General features: G+C 31.9%; 19 protein-coding genes. 2 read left to right on the forward strand and 17 right to left on the reverse strand.

Features of this window, described 5'->3' with window-relative positions:
* Nucleotides 1-18: 18 nt before the first annotated feature.
* The 15 genes from metK to L1S49_RS08355 all read right to left on the reverse strand — a co-directional run bounded on the left by metK (nucleotide 19) and on the right by L1S49_RS08355 (nucleotide 14,243).
* Nucleotides 19-1,218 (reverse strand): methionine adenosyltransferase, encoded by a 1,200-nt coding sequence (gene metK / locus L1S49_RS08285; protein WP_238903500.1) that lies wholly within the window; start codon nucleotides 1,216-1,218, stop codon nucleotides 19-21.
* 30 nt (nucleotides 1,219-1,248) lie between these two features.
* A complete protein-coding gene (locus L1S49_RS08290) occupies nucleotides 1,249-2,259 on the reverse strand; it encodes a response regulator (RefSeq protein ID WP_238903503.1) in 1,011 nt (336 codons plus the stop codon).
* Between the two features lie 4 nt (nucleotides 2,260-2,263).
* Nucleotides 2,264-3,577: a PocR ligand-binding domain-containing protein gene (locus L1S49_RS08295; protein ID WP_073018436.1), complete on the reverse strand. Its 1,314-nt coding sequence runs from the start codon at nucleotides 3,575-3,577 to the stop codon at nucleotides 2,264-2,266.
* Between the two features lie 64 nt (nucleotides 3,578-3,641).
* Complete coding sequence (locus tag L1S49_RS08300) at nucleotides 3,642-4,757, reverse strand: 1-propanol dehydrogenase PduQ (RefSeq protein WP_238903505.1); 1,116 nt, start codon at nucleotides 4,755-4,757, stop codon at nucleotides 3,642-3,644.
* A gap of 16 nt (nucleotides 4,758-4,773) precedes the next feature.
* Entirely contained in the window at nucleotides 4,774-6,123 is a 1,350-nt protein-coding gene (locus tag L1S49_RS08305) for an aldehyde dehydrogenase family protein (protein ID WP_238903507.1), read from the reverse strand.
* A gap of 43 nt (nucleotides 6,124-6,166) precedes the next feature.
* On the reverse strand, nucleotides 6,167-6,424 hold the full coding sequence (locus tag L1S49_RS08310; protein ID WP_341411918.1) for a EutN/CcmL family microcompartment protein: 258 nt from the start codon (nucleotides 6,422-6,424) through the stop codon (nucleotides 6,167-6,169).
* Nucleotides 6,425-6,460: 36 nt separating this feature from the next.
* Entirely contained in the window at nucleotides 6,461-7,081 is a 621-nt protein-coding gene (locus L1S49_RS08315) for a BMC domain-containing protein (protein ID WP_238903509.1), read from the reverse strand.
* A gap of 76 nt (nucleotides 7,082-7,157) precedes the next feature.
* Nucleotides 7,158-7,916, reverse strand: a complete 759-nt coding sequence (locus tag L1S49_RS08320; RefSeq protein WP_238903511.1) for a hypothetical protein — start codon at nucleotides 7,914-7,916, stop codon at nucleotides 7,158-7,160.
* A gap of 25 nt (nucleotides 7,917-7,941) precedes the next feature.
* Nucleotides 7,942-8,220, reverse strand: a complete 279-nt coding sequence (pduA, locus tag L1S49_RS08325) for a propanediol utilization microcompartment protein PduA (RefSeq protein ID WP_021800762.1) — start codon at nucleotides 8,218-8,220, stop codon at nucleotides 7,942-7,944.
* A 44-nt stretch (nucleotides 8,221-8,264) separates the two neighbouring features.
* Nucleotides 8,265-9,056, reverse strand: a complete 792-nt coding sequence (pduB, locus tag L1S49_RS08330) for a propanediol utilization microcompartment protein PduB (RefSeq protein ID WP_073018431.1) — start codon at nucleotides 9,054-9,056, stop codon at nucleotides 8,265-8,267.
* A 30-nt stretch (nucleotides 9,057-9,086) separates the two neighbouring features.
* The gene (locus tag L1S49_RS08335) at nucleotides 9,087-10,007 is read right to left on the reverse strand and encodes a glycyl-radical enzyme activating protein (RefSeq protein WP_343073974.1); all 921 of its coding nucleotides are present in this window, start codon (nucleotides 10,005-10,007) and stop codon (nucleotides 9,087-9,089) included.
* A gap of 45 nt (nucleotides 10,008-10,052) precedes the next feature.
* Complete coding sequence (locus tag L1S49_RS08340) at nucleotides 10,053-12,587, reverse strand: glycyl radical protein (RefSeq protein ID WP_238903515.1); 2,535 nt, start codon at nucleotides 12,585-12,587, stop codon at nucleotides 10,053-10,055.
* 181 nt (nucleotides 12,588-12,768) lie between these two features.
* A complete protein-coding gene (locus L1S49_RS08345) occupies nucleotides 12,769-13,344 on the reverse strand; it encodes a DJ-1/PfpI family protein (RefSeq protein WP_238903517.1) in 576 nt (191 codons plus the stop codon).
* A gap of 51 nt (nucleotides 13,345-13,395) precedes the next feature.
* Nucleotides 13,396-13,854, reverse strand: coding sequence for a EutP/PduV family microcompartment system protein (gene eutP / locus L1S49_RS08350; RefSeq protein WP_238903519.1), 459 nt, complete (start codon nucleotides 13,852-13,854; stop codon nucleotides 13,396-13,398).
* 8 nt (nucleotides 13,855-13,862) lie between these two features.
* On the reverse strand, nucleotides 13,863-14,243 hold the full coding sequence (locus L1S49_RS08355; protein WP_181601165.1) for a BMC domain-containing protein: 381 nt from the start codon (nucleotides 14,241-14,243) through the stop codon (nucleotides 13,863-13,865).
* Nucleotides 14,244-14,455: 212 nt separating this feature from the next.
* Here L1S49_RS08355 and L1S49_RS08360 point away from each other — a divergent pair, with 212 nt between their 5' ends.
* A complete protein-coding gene (locus L1S49_RS08360) occupies nucleotides 14,456-14,908 on the forward strand; it encodes a heme-binding protein (RefSeq protein ID WP_238903520.1) in 453 nt (150 codons plus the stop codon).
* Nucleotides 14,909-15,009: 101 nt separating this feature from the next.
* Nucleotides 15,010-15,654, forward strand: a complete 645-nt coding sequence (locus L1S49_RS08365) for a flavodoxin family protein (protein ID WP_238903521.1) — start codon at nucleotides 15,010-15,012, stop codon at nucleotides 15,652-15,654.
* 117 nt (nucleotides 15,655-15,771) lie between these two features.
* Here L1S49_RS08365 and L1S49_RS08370 read toward each other — a convergent pair whose 3' ends face one another.
* Together L1S49_RS08370 and L1S49_RS08375 are read right to left on the reverse strand one after the other, a co-directional pair.
* Nucleotides 15,772-17,406: an alpha-glucosidase gene (locus tag L1S49_RS08370; RefSeq protein ID WP_238903522.1), complete on the reverse strand. Its 1,635-nt coding sequence runs from the start codon at nucleotides 17,404-17,406 to the stop codon at nucleotides 15,772-15,774.
* A 137-nt stretch (nucleotides 17,407-17,543) separates the two neighbouring features.
* A complete protein-coding gene (locus L1S49_RS08375) occupies nucleotides 17,544-18,587 on the reverse strand; it encodes a LacI family DNA-binding transcriptional regulator (protein WP_238903523.1) in 1,044 nt (347 codons plus the stop codon).
* Nucleotides 18,588-18,618 lie beyond the last annotated feature (31 nt).

Below are 18,618 nucleotides of genomic sequence, written 5' to 3' on the forward strand. Positions count from 1 at the left end.
ATCCACAACTCCTAAATCTTATTTAAAACTATCTGAGATACATTTTTTTGCTTTTTCTTTTAAGATTTGAACTTTATCGAGTTCCTCCCACCTAAAGTTTTGGTCTCCCCTTCCAAAATGTCCATAGGCAGCTGTTTTTATAAATTGTGGCTTTCTTAAATCTAATTCTTTTAGTATATTAGAAACTGAAAATGAAAAAGTATCTTTTACTATTTCATCAATATAATTAGTTTTTATAGTTTCAGTTCCAAAGGTATTGATAGTTATTGCTTCTGGCTCCGGTAAGCCTATTACATAGCTTAAAGATACCTCAACCTTTTTAGCTAATTTTGCAGCAACTATATTTTTAGCTACGTATCTTGCCATGTATGCCCCTGAACGATCTACCTTAGTAAGATCTTTTCCTGAGAAAGCTCCACCACCATGTTTACCCACTCCACCATAGGTATCCACCATTATTTTTCTACCTGTTAATCCAGTATCACCAGCTGGTCCACCTATAACAAACCTTCCAGTTGGATTAATGTGTATTTTGGTATCGTATCTAATTAAATTACTATCTATAACACTATTAATTACATCATATTCAATTATATTTCTCATATAATCATATTCAATTCCATCATCATGCTGAGTAGAAATAACTATGCTTGAAATACTTAGAGGTTTACCATCAACATCATATTTCATTGTAACTTGAGACTTTCCATCAGGTCTTAACCATGAAACACCGCCTGTTTTTCTAAGTTCTGCAAGCTTCATTGTAAGCTTATTCGCTAAATCACAAGTTAATGGCATATAACTATCAGTCTCATCAAAGGCATAGCCATACATAATCCCTTGATCTCCTGCCCCTAGTATCTCATTAGATGAACTATTATTTTCCTCTATTTTATCTACACCTAAAGCTATATCTGAGGATTGCGTATTAATATTTGTGAATATTAAACATGATTTGTAGTCAAAACCTAAATCCTCTTTTGTATAACCTATATTTTTAACTACTTCTCTCGCTATATCTACTACATTAACTCTAGCTTTTGATCTTACTTCTCCAGCAATCATAATAGTATTTTTAGAAACCATAGTTTCTACTGCCACTCTAGAATTAGTATCATAAGCTAAATACGCATCTAATATTCCATCTGATATTTGGTCACAAATTTTATCAGGATGTCCTTCTGTAACAGATTCTGATGTAATAAAATATCCATTCATACTTCTATCACCTACCTTGCCTTTGAGATTCTATAACATTTTCTTATACCTATAAACTGTCATATTCTCATACTTCTTAAACACTTTACTAAAGTAACTACTTTCGTTATATCCAAGTTTAAATGCCACATCTGTAATACTTAAATCTGTAAAGCAAAAGTAGCTTTTCGCCATATTTATTTTTCTCATATGCAAGTATTCCATTACGCTTACATTAAATTGTCTTTTAAAAATTCTGCTTAGGTACCCTTGGCTTACTGAACAATTATTTATTATTTCATTTAACCCAATATCTTCCTCAATATGATCTTCTATATAATCAAAAACCGTCTTAAGCAAACTATACTTTTTAATACTATTTTGTTGAAAAACATAATTCATAACTTTAAAAAGCCAAAATTCAAAATATCTTTTTTCCTTATGTTGAAAATTATTAATAGGAAAAAGCTCTTCTATTTTTTCTATTTCATTTTTTGATAAACCTATAGAATCCATAAGTTCTTTTCCTATATTTATAAAATTTTCTTTTAATAACTCTAAATCTGTATTTTCATTATCATATATAGAGTCTACTATCTTAGGAATTTCATAGTATATCCTTTTGAAATCCTTTTCTTTCATAATTGAGAATATCTCATCGGACTTGCCTTCAATTCCCTTTGAATTTTTAACTTCATTTTCAGATTTATGATTTTCTAGTAAAGCTTCTATCTGGTCAAAAGAAACTGGCTTTGAGATATATGCTTTTACTTTTGATTTTAAAGCCTCAATAGCAAAATCAAAATTATTATATGAAGAAACTATAAATATAATAGTATTTGGATTGTGTTCGTATATTTTTTTGCTGCATTCTATACCTGATTCTCCAGGCATCATAATGTCCATAAACACTATATCTATACTATTACTTTTACATATTTGAACAGCCTGCTCTCCATTACCTACAGAATATACAACCTCAAAACCATCTACCTTCGATATCATAACTTTTAGAGCCTGTCTCATTAACGGCTCATCATCTGCAATCAATACACGATACATTTATCTAGACATTCCTTTCGTTAAACTTTATTGGAAATCTAATAATACTTTTGGTGCCCTTACCTTCTATATTCTCTATAAAAGCATCGTACTTTTCACTAAATAAGGTTATGAGTTTTTTTCTTGCATTCTCAATACTAATCTGAATAGATTCCCCTTCATAATTACCTTTAAATAGCTTAAATCTTTTAGCTATTAGCTCACTACTAAGCCCTGAGCCATTATCAGAAATACTTATAATAACATCGTCATTTTCATAATAAGCCTCAATTTCAACCTTACCACCTTCATTTTTAGTTGCTATTCCAAAATAGACAGCATATTCAACAAAAGGTATAATGATATGACAAGGTATTCTTTGCATATTCATGCTTTCAGATATGTTTATTGAATAATCTAATAAATCTCCATACTTTATTTTTTGGATCTTTAGATATTTTTCAACATTTTCAAATTCCTCTGATAAATAAGCATAACTTTTTGAATGTGCTAAGTTCTGTTTTAAATACTCAGAAAACATTATTATCATCTCATTAGTTTTAGGTGAATCTTCTATGGTAGCTAAATTTGAAATCGAGTTTAAAACACTTACTAAGAAATATGGGTTTAATTGAGCCCTTGAATTTATTAATTCTATATTCTTTAATTCGTTTTCTATTTCTAATTGTTTGTTAGAAACAGTTAACTCCTCTACTTGCTTTTTCAAAGAACTTTTTTGCACTAATCTAAATGCTTCTTTTTCTCCCAATTGATTTATAATTAATGATATTAAATCTGCAACACTCATAAATTTCTCATATTCATATAAAGGTGTTTTATTAAACAGTTCCTGTTTATGTTTATCTTCTTTATAATTTTGAGAGTGTTTTATAACATTGCTAAGTTCACTTACTTCTGGCGGAGCATCTAGACACCTTACTTGTCCTCCAATGAATCCACCAAGATAATGTCCTCTTACTATTATTGGTATTGCTATTTCTAACAAACCACAAGGACAGAAATAGACACTATTTTTTTGTGTAACTGCAGCTTGAATGGCTCCAAAAGCATCTGAAGATTTACATATACAGGCAGCATCTTTATTTTTTCTTATCTCACAGCAAAAATCTGTAAAGGATGTCATCTTTGTGATAGGTTCTCCCTTATAGTCCACTGTAACAAAAGCTAAGCCTGTTGCTTTAGATATCTTTTCTTGAATGTTTTCTAGTTTTTCTTTCCCAAACAAGTTAGCAATATTAAACTTATTGATTATCGCCTCATCTATTTCCTCGTTATTAGCAAAGTTTTCAAATTTTCCTCTGTTGTAGAATTCATTCATTTAATCCTCTCCTTTATACACCATAAGAATACATCTACATATATTCTATCATGTTAAGGTTAGGTTAGTATACTGATTCCAATATCATCTCTATTTCAAATTCTGACACTTCTCTAGGATTTGCTGAAGTACATCCATCCTTAAATGCAGCTTTTGACATTTGAGCTTTTGCTTTTTCAAACTCGTCTTTATCCACACCACATTCTTTTAAGTTAACTGGCATCTTCATGATACTTTTAATAGATTTAATATAGGTTTTTAAAACTTCTACAGCAAATTCATCTGTTTGAATTCTTTCAACCATGCCCACTTTATAGGCAAGTTTAGCATATTTTCTTAAAACCTCAGTTTTTTTGCTGTTATAATCTATTACAGCTGTTAAAAGTAAGGCATTTGCAAGACCATGAGGAACATGAAACCTACCACCTATTTGATGAGCAATACTATGATTTATCCCAAGCCCGGATATATTAAAGGCCATCCCTGCTATATTTGATGCTTCAAGCATCTTTCCTCTAGCTTCAAGGTTATCTCCTTCTCTATAGCACTTTATTAAAGAGTCCATAACAAGCTCTACAGCTTTCTCTGCTAAAGCATCTGAATAAACATTAGCACCTTTTGCAACATAAGCCTCTATTGCGTGGGTTAAAACATCTATTCCTGTATTAGCTGTAATAACAGGGGGTACAGAAACTGTTAGATTTGCATCTAAAATTGCCTCATCTGGTAACATACAATCATCAAAAATTATATGTTTAGTTTTTGTTTCTGTATCAGTAATAACCGTTGCTGAAGTTACCTCAGAACCAGTTCCACTTGTTGTAGGTATTGCTATAAAATTAACTTTAGCAATAAAGTTCTTCTCTTTAGCAAAGTATATTATTGCTTTAGCTGTATCTATTGCAGAACCTCCGCCATAAGCTACTATAACCTGTGGGTTAACTTGTTTACTAATGGCGACGCCCTTACCTATGACATTTAAAGGTGGATCTGGAACAACCTCATCAAAAATTGAAACTTTATTACTACTATGAATAAAACTTAATAATGAATTTAAACTTCCGTTTTTAACAAGGAATCCATCACATATTATCCAAATACTAGTGTCCTTAAATTGTTCTAAATGTTTTAACGAATTTTCTCCTGAATATATTTTTGTTTTTATATATATACTTTTCAACGATTTCCCTCCTGTCTTAACGGATTGAAAAACCACTTGTCAAAGAACAACGTCTTCTTCTTGCAAAGTGTCTAGCTGTTGTAGTCCCTTCTCCTGTAGCTGTGGCAATAGTAAAACTTGTATCACCCTCACCGTTAACTCCTATACCTACTAAAGATGAACCATTTTTCACAAACACTGAGGTTTGCATTTCTTTTGCAGCAATATTAAGCCTATCAATTGATTGAGAATGTATAGTAGCCGTGTGTCTAAATCCTTGTTCTATTTCTATAGCAGTTTCTAGCGCTACCTCAAAGTTTTTAACTCTTATTAAAGGAATTAGAGGCATAAGCATTTCCACTGTAGCAAAAGGATGTTGCTTTATTGTGTTAACAACTATAAGCCTAATGTATCTATCACACTTTATACCAGCTTTAGCTAAAATCTCATTTGCACTTTTACCTTCTAATATTTTATTTAAGGTTATATCGTTTGTTAAAGTCGCACGTGTAAGCTTAAGCATTTCTTCATCATTATTAACATAATAAACATCATTTCTTATAAGCTCTTCTACTAAGGAATCTGCTATACAGTCCACCACAACAATGCTCTTTTCAGATGTACACATAATGTTATTATCAAAAGAAGCTCCCTTTACAATATCTCTTGCAGCCTTTTTAATATCAGCAGTTTCATCTACAATTGTAGTTGGATTTGCAGGTCCCGCTCCAATAACCTTCTTACCTGATGACATCGCTTGTCTTAAAACATTATTGCCGCCTGTAGTAACAATCATAGAAATATCCGGATGGTTCATAATTTCATCTGTGCATGTTATAGAAATTTCATTTAAAGTTACAACTAAATTATCAATTCCGCAGGTCTCTCTTATTGCTACACTGATTATTTCTGTAACATATTTTGATACATTAACTGCCCTTGGATGAGGACAATGAACAACTGAGTTTCCTGCTGCAAGCATTCCAATAGTATTACTAATTAATGTAGCACATGGGTTAGTGCATGGATGAATTGCACAAATTACACCATACGAAGATAATTCATACAAGGTCATACCGTTATCCCCTGTTTTTACCTCTGTGATTAAATCTTCTACTCCTGGAGTTTTGTTTATTGCTAAAGTTAGTTTCTGAATCTTATCCCCCACGTTTCCCATGTCAGTTTCCTTAACTGTCATATAAGCAATTTCTTCTACCTTATCTAATAGTTTTTTCTTTACAGCATCTATAATCTCTTGTCTTTCATTTAAAGTCAGTTTATTATATTGGTTATATGCACCTAAAGCAGATAAAACAGCATCATTCACAGAAGGAAAAACTCCACTTTTTAGCTCTTTTCTATTAAAAAAATTATATCCTAATTCCATGTCTGCCTCCTTTCTAAGCTATTAAATTAAAATACCTTGATTTTTACACATCAATGGTATCTATAATTCCAATGATAGCCATATCGATGGCAACCTTATGTTTTTGATCATTAACACGAACAGCCGATCCTTTGCATAATAGCACATAATCTCCGATTCCAGCCCCAACATAGTCAGCTGCAACCTCTTCTGAATCAATAAATTCCCCTTTAGCATCTATTTTTTTAACAACCATTAACTTATATCCAACTAATGATTCATCTTTTCTTGTGGCAACAACATTACCAACCACTTTTGCCATATACATGGTATTACAGTCCTTTCTTAATTAGTAGTTTTAAGCTTTATCATCATTATCTTTTTTAGGTTCTTTCTTTTTTCTACTATTTTTTTTGATCTTCTTTTCTTCTGACTGAGCATTTTCTGTATTAGGCGTTTCTTTTGATATATCTATAGAAGTTTGAATAGCTTCTTCTTTTATTTCACTTTCTTTTTGAAGAAATTTTTCTTCTTTAACTTCCTTTAACTCTTCTATTTCTTGAGATTTTTTCTCTACCTTATTTTCTAGCTCCATTATTTTAGGTTCAGAGCTAGCAACTTCAACTATCTTAAAATCTGAAGTTTTTTCAGAAACTTCATTTTCTAATGGATTGTCTTCCTCTTTAGGCTTTGTCTCTTCTTTCTTAGGCTGACAAAAGGTACCTTCTATATAATTTGAAGGTCTTGGAATCACTTTAGCAGAAACAAAAGCATTGTTTTCAAGAGCAATTTGCCTTCCTGCTGTTACAGCTGCATTTACTGCCCCTACATTTCCTGAAATCTTAATAGTCATGTATCCAAGTCCCTTTGTATTTTCAATATCTATTATATTGACATTGGATGTTTTAACCATTGTATCAGCAACCAAAACTGCAGTTGATAGTCCTCTTGTTTCAACCAAACCTAATGCTTCTTTCATCTTGTCACCTCACTTTAAGTTTATTTAATTTTCATAAAACACGGATAAATCCGCATTTTATGAAAATCATTGATTCTTATAGCCCTTTTCTTACAATTTCAATATTTAAGCTACGAGCTTTATCCTTAGCCATCTCTGTAATAATATCCCCAGGTTTTAATACTATTTTGTTATACTCTTTAAGCGTTTCAATTTCATATTCTGTAATTATTTGTTTCCCAGTACATTCGTGTGTAGTTTGTGTGTGTGTGACTTTTTCATTTACAATTGAGAAATTTTTTGAACTTACTTGGAATATATACTCAGAAATTTCTATGTCAAATTCCAACAAGGTTCTATAATAATCTAATATCTTATTTCTATAAGCTACAGGCTCTTTACCGCTAAACTTTTCAAGACCAGATTGTAATAAAATTATTTTTTGCCCCTTTTCCATGCTATTAAAAATCCAATTCGTTTCAAAGGTATCTCCAATACATAGTGCGGTTTTAGCTATAATAGTTTTCGATATTGTTGGAAACACTGTGAGGTATTCATCTAAGTCATTTGTGTTGACTTTTTCTCTAGAAATTACCTCTTTACAGAATTTAAACTGCTTTAAAGTATTTATTAATGCCTCGGTATATATTTCTTCTGGGACTATAGCATAAGCTTCATATTCATTTTGTTTATCTAAATCTTCAAAAAAGGTTGAATACTTTTCATTAAATTCTTCCGTAAAAATAACATATAGTTTCTTTTTAGGAACAATAATATTTTGCCTAGAGCTTTCGGATTGAAATAATTCTATGACTCTATTCACTAATTCTTTGAGTGTTTTTTCATCTATTTCCATCCTATACCTCCTGCTCTATTATCTTCTATACAAATTTAGGAAGAATTTTTTCAGTGTCTGTATGTGGACGAGGAATAACGTGTATAGATACTACCTCTCCTACTAATCTTGCAGAAGCTGCTCCTGCATCAGTAGCTGCCTTAACAGCTCCAACATCTCCACGAACCATAACTGTTACTAACCCTGAACCTATTTTTTCATATCCTATTAAATTAACGTTAGCTGCTTTAACCATAGCATCTGCTGCCTCTATAGCTGCAACTAATCCTTTTGTCTCAACCATTCCTAATGCATCTGAATTCATATATATGCCTCCTTAAATTTTAGGTAATCCTTATTTTTATTTTCTTAGATATATGGTGTTGTAGATGACTTAGGTTCATCTCCTAAAGCACCTAATAGTTTCTTACCAACTTCTATAGATGCTCTAACAGCTTGTCTAACAGCTCCAGAATCACCGCTGAAAGTTAATATAACTTCGTTTGAGTAACTAGTTCCACCACCTGGTGAACAATATCCAACTACATCAACATTTGCAGCCTTAACAGCAACATCTGCTAAAACAGTTCCTATAGCAGCTGGTCCTGCACAAACCATACCAAAAGCTTTTCCAAGTGGAGTTCCAAAAGCTTTTTCTAAGCAGTAACTTGCTCTAGCTGTATATTGAAATTCTAAATGTCCTGCATCGTTAGCATAAACATCTCCAAAATACTTATCTAAGCTTGCAAGTGCTATTTCAACTGCTCTTCTAGCATCTGAAACATCATCAGCTCCTATATAGATTAAGCTTCCGTGACCTGCGCCGCCTTTAGTATCTCTTGCCAGTTCAACAGAAATCACTTCTGTGTTTGTAGCCTTTACAGCATCATCTACTGCCATTATTTGTGGACCAGCGCCAGTTCTACCACCTATAATTCCTATAGAACGATATTTACCTAATTTCATAACATCTGTAAGTAAAGGGTCTACGCTAGCAATAACTAATCCAATAGTGTCACCAATTGCAGTACCTACAAATTCTGTAACTCCTATTCCAGAAGTTTTGCAGCTTTCTTTAACCTCGCTTTTTTCTTCCTTTAGAGGAATTCCTAATTCACTAGAAACCTGTTTCATTACTTTTTCGATCAATTGTTGATCCATTTTAAATCCTCCATCCTTAAAATATAATAATTAGCCACCAATAACACACTTAATTCCTTGCTCTTCTATGATTTTTTGAAGTTTTTCAACTTCACCTAAAGCAAAAGCTCTTGTCTTTTTCATAAGATAATCTCTTCCAAGCAAATCATACTTATTTTCGCCATAAGTGTGATATGGTAATAAATGAACTGTATTAATATCATTAAGTGTTTTAACATAGTCACAAAGTTCTAAAATATCCTTCTCACTTGAGTTAAAATCAGGTACTAAAGGTACTCTAACTACCATTTTGGTTATTTTAGAAACCAGTTTAGCATTTTCTAGAATCTTTTCATTTGGAACTCCTGTATATTTTTTATGCATTTCGCTATCTACACTTTTTATATCCATTAGCGCTAAATCAATATAAGGAAATACTTCTTCAATAGTTTCTGTATTTGCATAAGCTGTAGTTTCTATAGCTGTATGCCATCCTTGCGCCTTACAAGCTTTTAATAATTCTCTAGCAAATTCTGACTGAACTAAAGGTTCTCCTCCAGATAAGGTAATTCCGCCTCCTGAACGTCTATATACTATAGCGTCTTTCTTAAGCTCTTTTATAACCTGCTCTACAGTCATCTTTTTACCCTTTAAAGTTAAAGCACTTGTTGGACATACATTTACACATTCACCACAAGCTGTACAAATATCTCTATCTATAAAGTTCTTGTTATTAGCATTTATAGCGCCTATCTTACATGCCGAAATACATCTTCCGCAATGAATACAATTCATTGATTGATACATTAAAACGGGTTTTAATTTTTGCGACTCAGGATTACTGCACCATAAACATGATAGAGGGCACCCCTTCAAAAACACTATGGTACGAATACCTGGTCCATCATGTATTGAAAATCTTTGTATATCAAACACAGTTCCTTCAGTTCTATAATTAATCGTATTCATTATGCTCATCTCCCTTAACCTTATAAAACTTACAAGGGATTTTTAAGATTATAGTGTGTGTTCTGTACGGCTTATAATATCATCTTGTACTTCTTTTGCTAGTACTACGAATTGAGCACTATATCCAGCAACACGAACAACTAGATCTTTATATTTTTGTGGATCTTTTTGAGCTGCTAATAATGTTTGCTTGTCTATAACATTAAATTGAACATGCATACCTTTATGATCAAAGTAACTTCTTACTACAGATGAGAAGTTTTGTAATCCTGTATCTCCAGCAACTGCTGATGGTAAGAATTTTTGATTATAAAGAGTACCATTAGAAGCTACGAAGTGGTCTAATTTAGCAACTGAATTTGCTGCTGCTGTTGGACCTGAATGGTCTTTTCCTGATCTTGGTGATACACCATCTGCAAGTGGTTTCTTCGCTGGTCTTCCATTAGGTAATGCTGCAACATCTTTACCAAACAATACGTTTGCAGATACTGGGTAGATTCCTGCTTGGAATTGACCTCCACGAGGATTTGTGTATTTTTCTACTTCAAAGCAATATAATTGAGCACATTTACGTGCAACCATATCAACTTCATCTATATCATTTCCAAAAGAAGGAGTATTATCTAAAAGTCTTCTTATACTTTCAAAATCTCCTGAAACTTGAGATTGAGATGCTTTAAATCCAGAAATAACTTGATTTTGGATATCAGCTAAATCTATAGACCCAGCATTACTTAAAATCTTCTTAACTGCTTCATATATTTGCATTTCAGTAGCATCCATAGTGCTAGTACTTGTACATGCAACAGTTTCTTCACAAGCACCAAAGTTAGCATCTAATGCGGTTTTAAGTTGTTCCATTGTTATAGTATTGTCTTCAAATACATGTTTTTGTATTGCATATACAGAGTCTCCAGTATCAGCAACTCCAAATGCTTGAGGACCAGTAAAGTTGTAGATTGCTCCACCTTCTTGAACTGATTTACCTCTTCCTATACAATCATCAACCATAGCTGATAAGAATGGAAGTGGTGCTCTTTCTGCATGAGCATAATCAACACAGTTATCTGCTTCTACTAGGTAATAAACGAAATATTCCATTTGTTTCTTAAATGCCACATAGAAATCATCTATACTCTTAAATCTTGTCATCTCTCCAGTAGCAGGGCCTAATTGCTTATTTCCTACCTTACCGTTATTCAATGTAATTTCTAATACTTTTGCTACGTTAAAGAATGCTGCATCATGCCAACCTTCTGTCTTATTTGGACATTGAGGCTCAACACAACCTATAATACAGTAGTTACGTGCATCTCTAAGAGAAACTCCTCTATTTACTAATGAAGGTATAATAACTTCATCATTGTACATAGCTGGAACCCCTAAACCTAATCTAGCTACTTCACAAGCTCTTAATAAGAACTCATCTGGAGTACCTTGCCATACACGGATAGAGAAAGATGGTGCTGGTAACTTAACATGTGCAGTTGCTTCCATACACATATAAGAAACTTCATTTGTAGCATCTAATCCTTCTTCATTTTGTCCACCAACACAAAGATTTTGGAACACTGCATATCCTGCAAATGCTTGAGCTGATATTTCATCACGAGTTTTATTTATGTCATTAAGTTTTATCCAAATACAGTCAACTAGTTCTTGAGCAAACTCTTTTGAAATTCCTTTATCAGCTTTTAAGTATGGATACATGTATTGGTCAAAACGTCCTGGTGAAATTGAATGTCCGTTAGACTCTATTTGAACCATTATTTGAATAAACCAGAAAGATTGACACGCTTCATAGAAATTACTTGAACCGTTTTCAGGAACTTTATCACAGTTAGCAGCTATTTGTAAAAGCTCAGCTTTTCTAGTTGGGTTTAATTCTACTGCTGCTAATTCTCTAGCTTTATTTGCATATCTATGAGCAAAGTTAATTGCTGCATTATAAGAAATAATCACTGCATTATAGAATTGTTGTTTCTTTATATAGTCAGGATCTTTTTTATCCATTCTATTCATTGCTTCAACTACTTCAGCAATAATTCCTCTAAAACCTTTCTTTAATATCTTGCCATAATCAACACATATATGACCTACTCCACCATAGAAATAGTTTCCTACAGTAAATACTCCGTTAGACATACAATCTTTAGCTTCTTGAGACATATAAGAATCTGCAAGAGCACTTGTAGTCTTTCCTTCCCAATAGCTAAATGCTTCTTCTAACTCTCTAGCAGTTTCCTTTGGAATCTCAAATGGGTCTGCAACTCTTGTAGCCATTGTATCAAATTCTTTAGCCACCCACTCATATGAGAATTCTGGGCATATTTCAGTTGAACGTGGATTTTTAGTAATAGCACCTACTACTAACTCATCTGGACGAATAGTAACAGGTAAATTGTTGAATATTTTTTCTACAGCTTTAGCACGTCTTAATATAGGAGATAAACCTTCAGTTTCTTTATATGACTCTGTTACAAGCACCGCTCTTTCTGATTCTACATATGGTGTTGCATCAACAATCATTCTTTTTAATCTTTCTACTCTTTCAGTTGGTTTTGAAAATCCTTTAGATATCAATTTAATTCCTCCTTTAGAATTATAAAAACTTTTTTCGTGCAACCTCATTATATAGTACACGCTCAAAATCCATGTAATACTTTTCAAACTTAAATATTGTAAAATTAAAACTATGTAAAAATTAAAAAAAGCACAAAAGTAACTTAATATAAATTACTTTCATGCTTAAAAACTATCAAAATTATAATTTTATTTTAACCTCTAAAAGCTTAAGAAAATCTCTTAATATAGCAGTATTACCAGGCCATGCTGGAGCTGTTACCAAGTTCCCATCTACAATTGTTTCATCTGCATTCTTATCTATAAACACACCACCAGCCATTATAACTTCTGGTTTTATTGCATTATATGCAGTTAATCTTCTTCCCTTTACAACATCAGCTGCTGTTAAAATCTGAATTCCATGACAAATAGCAGCTACAGGCTTATTTAGTTCCATAAAATATCTTACTATATCTATAACTCTTTTATTAAGCCTTAAGTACTCAGGTGCCCGTCCTCCTGTTATATAAAGACCATCGTACTCTTCAAGTTTTAAATAACTAAAAGAACAATTAAGTAAAAAGTTATGACCAGGCTTTTCACTATAAGTCTGATCCCCTTCAAAGTCATGAACCGCAGTTTTAATATATTCTCCTTCGGTTTTATCTGGACATACCACATCTACTTTAAATCCCACCATCTCTAATGCTTGAAAAGGTACCATAACCTCATAATCTTCTGTATAATCACCTGCCAACATCAAAATTTTTCTCATTTTCCCCTCCTTATTCAAAGTTTGTAAAATTTAAACCTTTTCATTGTAAATTTAAAACTTTTTATCCCAAGGAAGTATATCTCCTTCTTCCTTTAAATAGTCTATTAGATTAGCTATTCCATCTCCTGTGTAGGAACTTATATGAAAAATCTTTTTACAGCCTGCAAGTTTTAACCATTCCTCTGCTAAATCTGGTCTAGAATCCTTTTTATCAATTTGTGTTACAATTCCAATAATCTCTCTAGTTGCGCCAGCAGCTATATTAGGACTATATAAAGAATATTCTTCAAGAGAACTCATAAGAAGTCCTACAATATCAGCCTCATATGAATATAATATTAACGCCCTAGCTAAAGTTCTATTTTCTGCATATTCTCCTGGGGTATCTATAATAACATCAAAGTTATTAATATACTGGGTTTTGTGATAGCTTATTTCTTTTCCCTTCAAAGCTTGGGTTAATGTAGTTTTACCAGCTCCAGTTCTTCCTACAAACATAATTTTTTTCATTTTACCACCTACGCTTTAGTTACATTGCAAACATCAAAACCTAAAGTATTTTGTGCATAACTTAAAATAGATTCTAAAGCAATAGACACATCCGATATCATTCCTGTGATAATTAAAGTTCCACTAAATCTATCAATAAAGCCAATATCTATAGCAGAAGTTTTAATTGCAATATCTGCTGCAATAATAGCAGTTTCACTTGGAGTAACTGTTAATATACCTATCGCTGCCCTATTATAATCAATCTTAGGATCTAATCCAAGCTTTTTGTATATTATAGAATCAGGACTTGCTATCACATGAGCCATAGTTATTTGTTTGCCTGGAACAGTTTCTTGTATTATTCTCATTAAATCAGCTTTATTTAATTCAATATCTTTTAATCTCATGATTATCCCCCTAGTTTACAATATCTGATAATTAATATGGTAACACATCTACTAAAAACATTAATAACACTATTGTAACTAAAATTAGGTAAATTTAAGTCTTGGTCTTAATTTTACAAATTATAAATTTCTAATTTACCAGTATAAAAATAATGCAAATTATATAATAGCTTTATGGTAGATAAAATTTATTTAATATAGGAGTTATTTAAATGATTAATGAAGATATGGTAAAAAAAATAACCTCAGACTTAGTTAGTTCATTAAAACCAAATAAACTTACCTTAGATATAGCCAAAAAATTATTAGATAAAGCTGAAAATAAAGCTAAAGAAATAAATATTCCTGTAGTTATTGCTATAGTTGACGAGGGTGGAAATTTAATTGCTCAACATAAAATGGATGATGCTCTTTTAATAAGTGTTTCTTTATCTCTAAATAAAGCATATACTTCCGTTGCAACAAAAATGTCAACTGAAAATCTATCAGAACTTATATTACCTGGAAAGCCTCTCTATACTTTAGAAAACATAAAAAATATCACTGCAGTAGGTGGAGGAATTCCCATTATTATAGGTGAACATATAGTTGGTGCTATAGGGGTTAGTGGTGGAAGTGTTGAAGAAGATATTCTTATAGCTAAAACTGCTCTAGAAGAAATATAAATGTTCTTAAGGATGGTATATAAACTTAATACCATCCTTTTCTTACTTTTGATATAATTGTGTTAAAGTTAAACTATATTTTTGAGGAGTTGATTTTAAACATGAAAATTCTTGCTATTAATGGTAGCCCAAGAAAAACTAAAAACACAGCTACTTTATTAAACAAAGCCTTAGAAGGAGCAAGTTCTGTAGGTGCCCAAACAGAATTAATACATTTATATGATTTAAATTTTAAAGGTTGTATTAGCTGTTTTGCTTGTAAAAGAAAAAATACAAAATTTATAGCTAGATGTGCTATAAAAGATGATTTAACTGAGGTTTTAGAAAAAGTTTCTAAATGTGATGCCTTAATTTTAGGTTCTCCTATATACTTTGGCAATATTACTGGAGAAATGCAGTCCTTTTTAGAGCGTTTATTATTTTCTAACCTTTCCTATAATGAGGGTTCACGATCAGTATTCCCTAAAACAATATCGTCTGGATTTATTTATACTATGAATGTTCCAAAAGATTTTATAGAAAAAATAGATTATGATGTTTTATTTAATAGATATAAGGGAAGTCTTCAAATTCTTAATGGGGAGTCAGAATATTTAGTTTCTGCAGATACCTATCAATTTGAGGCTTATTCTAAATATGAAGCCACTAAATTTAATGAAGTTCATAAAGCTAAAATAAGAGATGAACAGTTTCCTTTAGACTGCAAAAAAGCCTTTGATATGGGTGTAAGGCTTTCAGAATTTTAACCTTAGATTTATTTCAAAGAACTATGCTCAAGTAATAAACTACAAGAGACTTTATAGTCTCTTGTAGTTTATAAATAACATCAAAATGTTGATCTAAAGACCTCTGCTTCTTCAAATTTAGTTTTTTATTAAGTAGATTCTTGCTTCATAAGGAAGCAATTTATCTTCATTATTTTCTGTGTAATTACTAATTAATAGCTCCTTATGCCTTCTATATTCCACTGGTATTTCAAGTCCTATAGTATCTCCATAAAAATTACATATCACTAATAAGGTAGTATCTGTTGAAGTACGGGTATAAGCAAATATATTTCTATCTTCTTTAAATAGAAGTTCATATTTTCCATCTACAAATACATCATAGCTCTTTCTAAGTTTGATTAACTTCTTATAATAATTAAAAATTGAATTTTTATCTCCTAATTGCTCTTCTGCATTAATGCTCTCATAATTTGGATTAACTTTTATCCAAGGTTCATCTTTAGTAAAACCTGCATTTTTCTCTTTACTCCATTGCATTGGAGTTCTTGCATTATCCCTGCCTTTAGCATAAATAGATTTCATAATATCTTCTACATCATACCCATTTTCTAAACGTTCTTTATACATATTTAAGGTTTCAATATCCTTATAATCTTCAAGTTTAAACTCAACATTAGTCATTCCAAGCTCCTCCCCTTGATAAATATAAGGAGTTCCCTGCATACCATGAAGAACAGTTGCAAGCATTTTTGCAGATTCCACTGGATAATTCTTGTGGTCTCCCCATCTAGACACTATGCGTGGAAGATCATGATTATTCCAAAACAAACTGTTCCATCCTGTATTAAATAATTCCTCCTGCCATTTAGAAAGTATTTTCTTTAGCTTGATAAAATCTAAAGGAGCTAAATCCCATTTTTCCTTTCCTGTTTCTTGATCTAGTCCAATGTGTTCGAATTGAAATACCATGGAAAACTCACTGCCATCTGGATTGCTATATAACTTAGCCAGCTCTGGAGTTGCTCCCCAAGCTTCTCCTACAGTAATTAAATCAGCTTTTTGGAAGGTTTCTCTGCTCATCTCTTGAATATAATCATGTAATTTAGGTCCATTATTAGTTATCTTTAAATCAGGCTCCTTTGCAATCTGGTCAATAACATCTAGTCTAAACCCCTTTATCCCTTTATCAATCCACCAATTAATCATGTCATAAATTTCTTTTCTAACCTTGGAATTCTCCCAATTAAGATCTGGCTGCTTAACTGAAAATTGATGAAAATAATACTGTTGAACCGTAGGTACCCATTCCCAAGTTGACCCTCCAAATACGCCCTTCATGTCATTTGGAGGGATACCTTCTTCCCCATCTCTCCATACATAATAGTCATGATATGGATTTTCTCTGCTCTTTTTAGCCTCAATGAACCACTTATGTTCATCTGAGGAATGATTAATCACCAAATCTAATATAATTCCTATATTATGTTTTTTTGCTTCCTCAATTAGTTTGTCCATATCCTCTAGACTTCCAAATATAAGATCAATATCCTTATAATCAGAAATATCATAACCATTATCATCTTGTGGAGATTTACACACTGGTGAAAGCCATATAGCATCTATTCCTAAGTTCTCCAAGTAATCTAATCGGCTTATAATTCCTTTTAAATCTCCAATTCCATCATTATTGCTGTCTTGAAAACTTCTCGGATAGATTTGATATATAACTGCATTTTTCCACCAAGACTTATCTTCTTGTGATTTATTCATAACTCTCTCTCCCATCTATACCATGTTAGTGTCACGAAACACCTCACCTTTATACTATCAAATAAGCCCTTATTTTTCAATAGGTGTTTCCAAACACCTGTTGAAAAAATAATTAGAGGTTAAATCCAATTTAACCTCTAATTATTTCCTTTTAAATTTTTCACACTATCACGTATAACTAATTTTACAGGAAGATGTATGTTTTTTTTCTCTAAGGGTTCTTTTTTTATTAAAAACATTAACTGCTTTACAGCATATAAGGCTTTCTCAGAAACCTTCTGCTCTACCGTTGTAAGTTTCGGCCTGCATTGTTCTGAAAATATATTGTTATCAAACCCTACAATAGATATATCTTCTGGAACTTTTATATTGTTGTCTTGAAAAATATTCATAGCGTCAACTGCATAAAAATCAGATGCAAAAAATAGAGCTGTAAATTCATTTAATTTCTCTCCACCAAAATTCTTTAATTCTAAATGCCTTATATTTTTCTTATAACTTAATGGTATATAATAGCTGTTATGAAATTCTATATTATTTTCTCTGAGAGCTTTTTTATATCCTTCAAATCTCTCTTTATCAACGCCAACAGGATATTTTTCATCTGCTAAAAAAGCAATTTTTCTGTGCCCTTCACTAATTAGATAATTAGTCATTTCATATGCTCCAAAAAAATCCTGTAGTCCTACATTTATGTATTCCATGTCCTTCTCTTCTACTCCACTAAAATAAGAATCTATAGAAACTACTGGTATGGTTGTGTTTTCTTTAAATTTAACGCAGTCTTCCCATGAACAACCTAATACAACTAACCCTTCAATATTCCAGGCTGAGGCCATTTTTAGGCTTTCTTCCACATCTGCTGAGGTATAAAGCATCATAAAATACCCCTTTTCTCTTATTTCTTTTTCTAAAGCTCCTATTATTTCTCCATAAAAAGGGTCTTTAATAGCATTTATATCCTCTCTTCTAGAATAGTTCATAATAACTCCGATTATTCTAGATCCAGAATTAGTTAATACTTTTGCCCCCATATTAGCTACATACTTTGTATCATTTATTACTTTATTAACTTTATCTAAAGTCTCAGGAGATACTTTTTTAGTTCTTCCATGTAACACATTTCCAACTGTTGTTGGACTTACACCTGCTATCTTAGCTATATCCTTAATTGTAACCATTAAATTCACCATCCCGTTAAACTTCTTATTA

The organism is Clostridium sp. YIM B02506, assembly GCF_022324845.1.
GTDB lineage: Bacteria > Bacillota > Clostridia > Clostridiales > Clostridiaceae > Clostridium_T > Clostridium_T intestinale.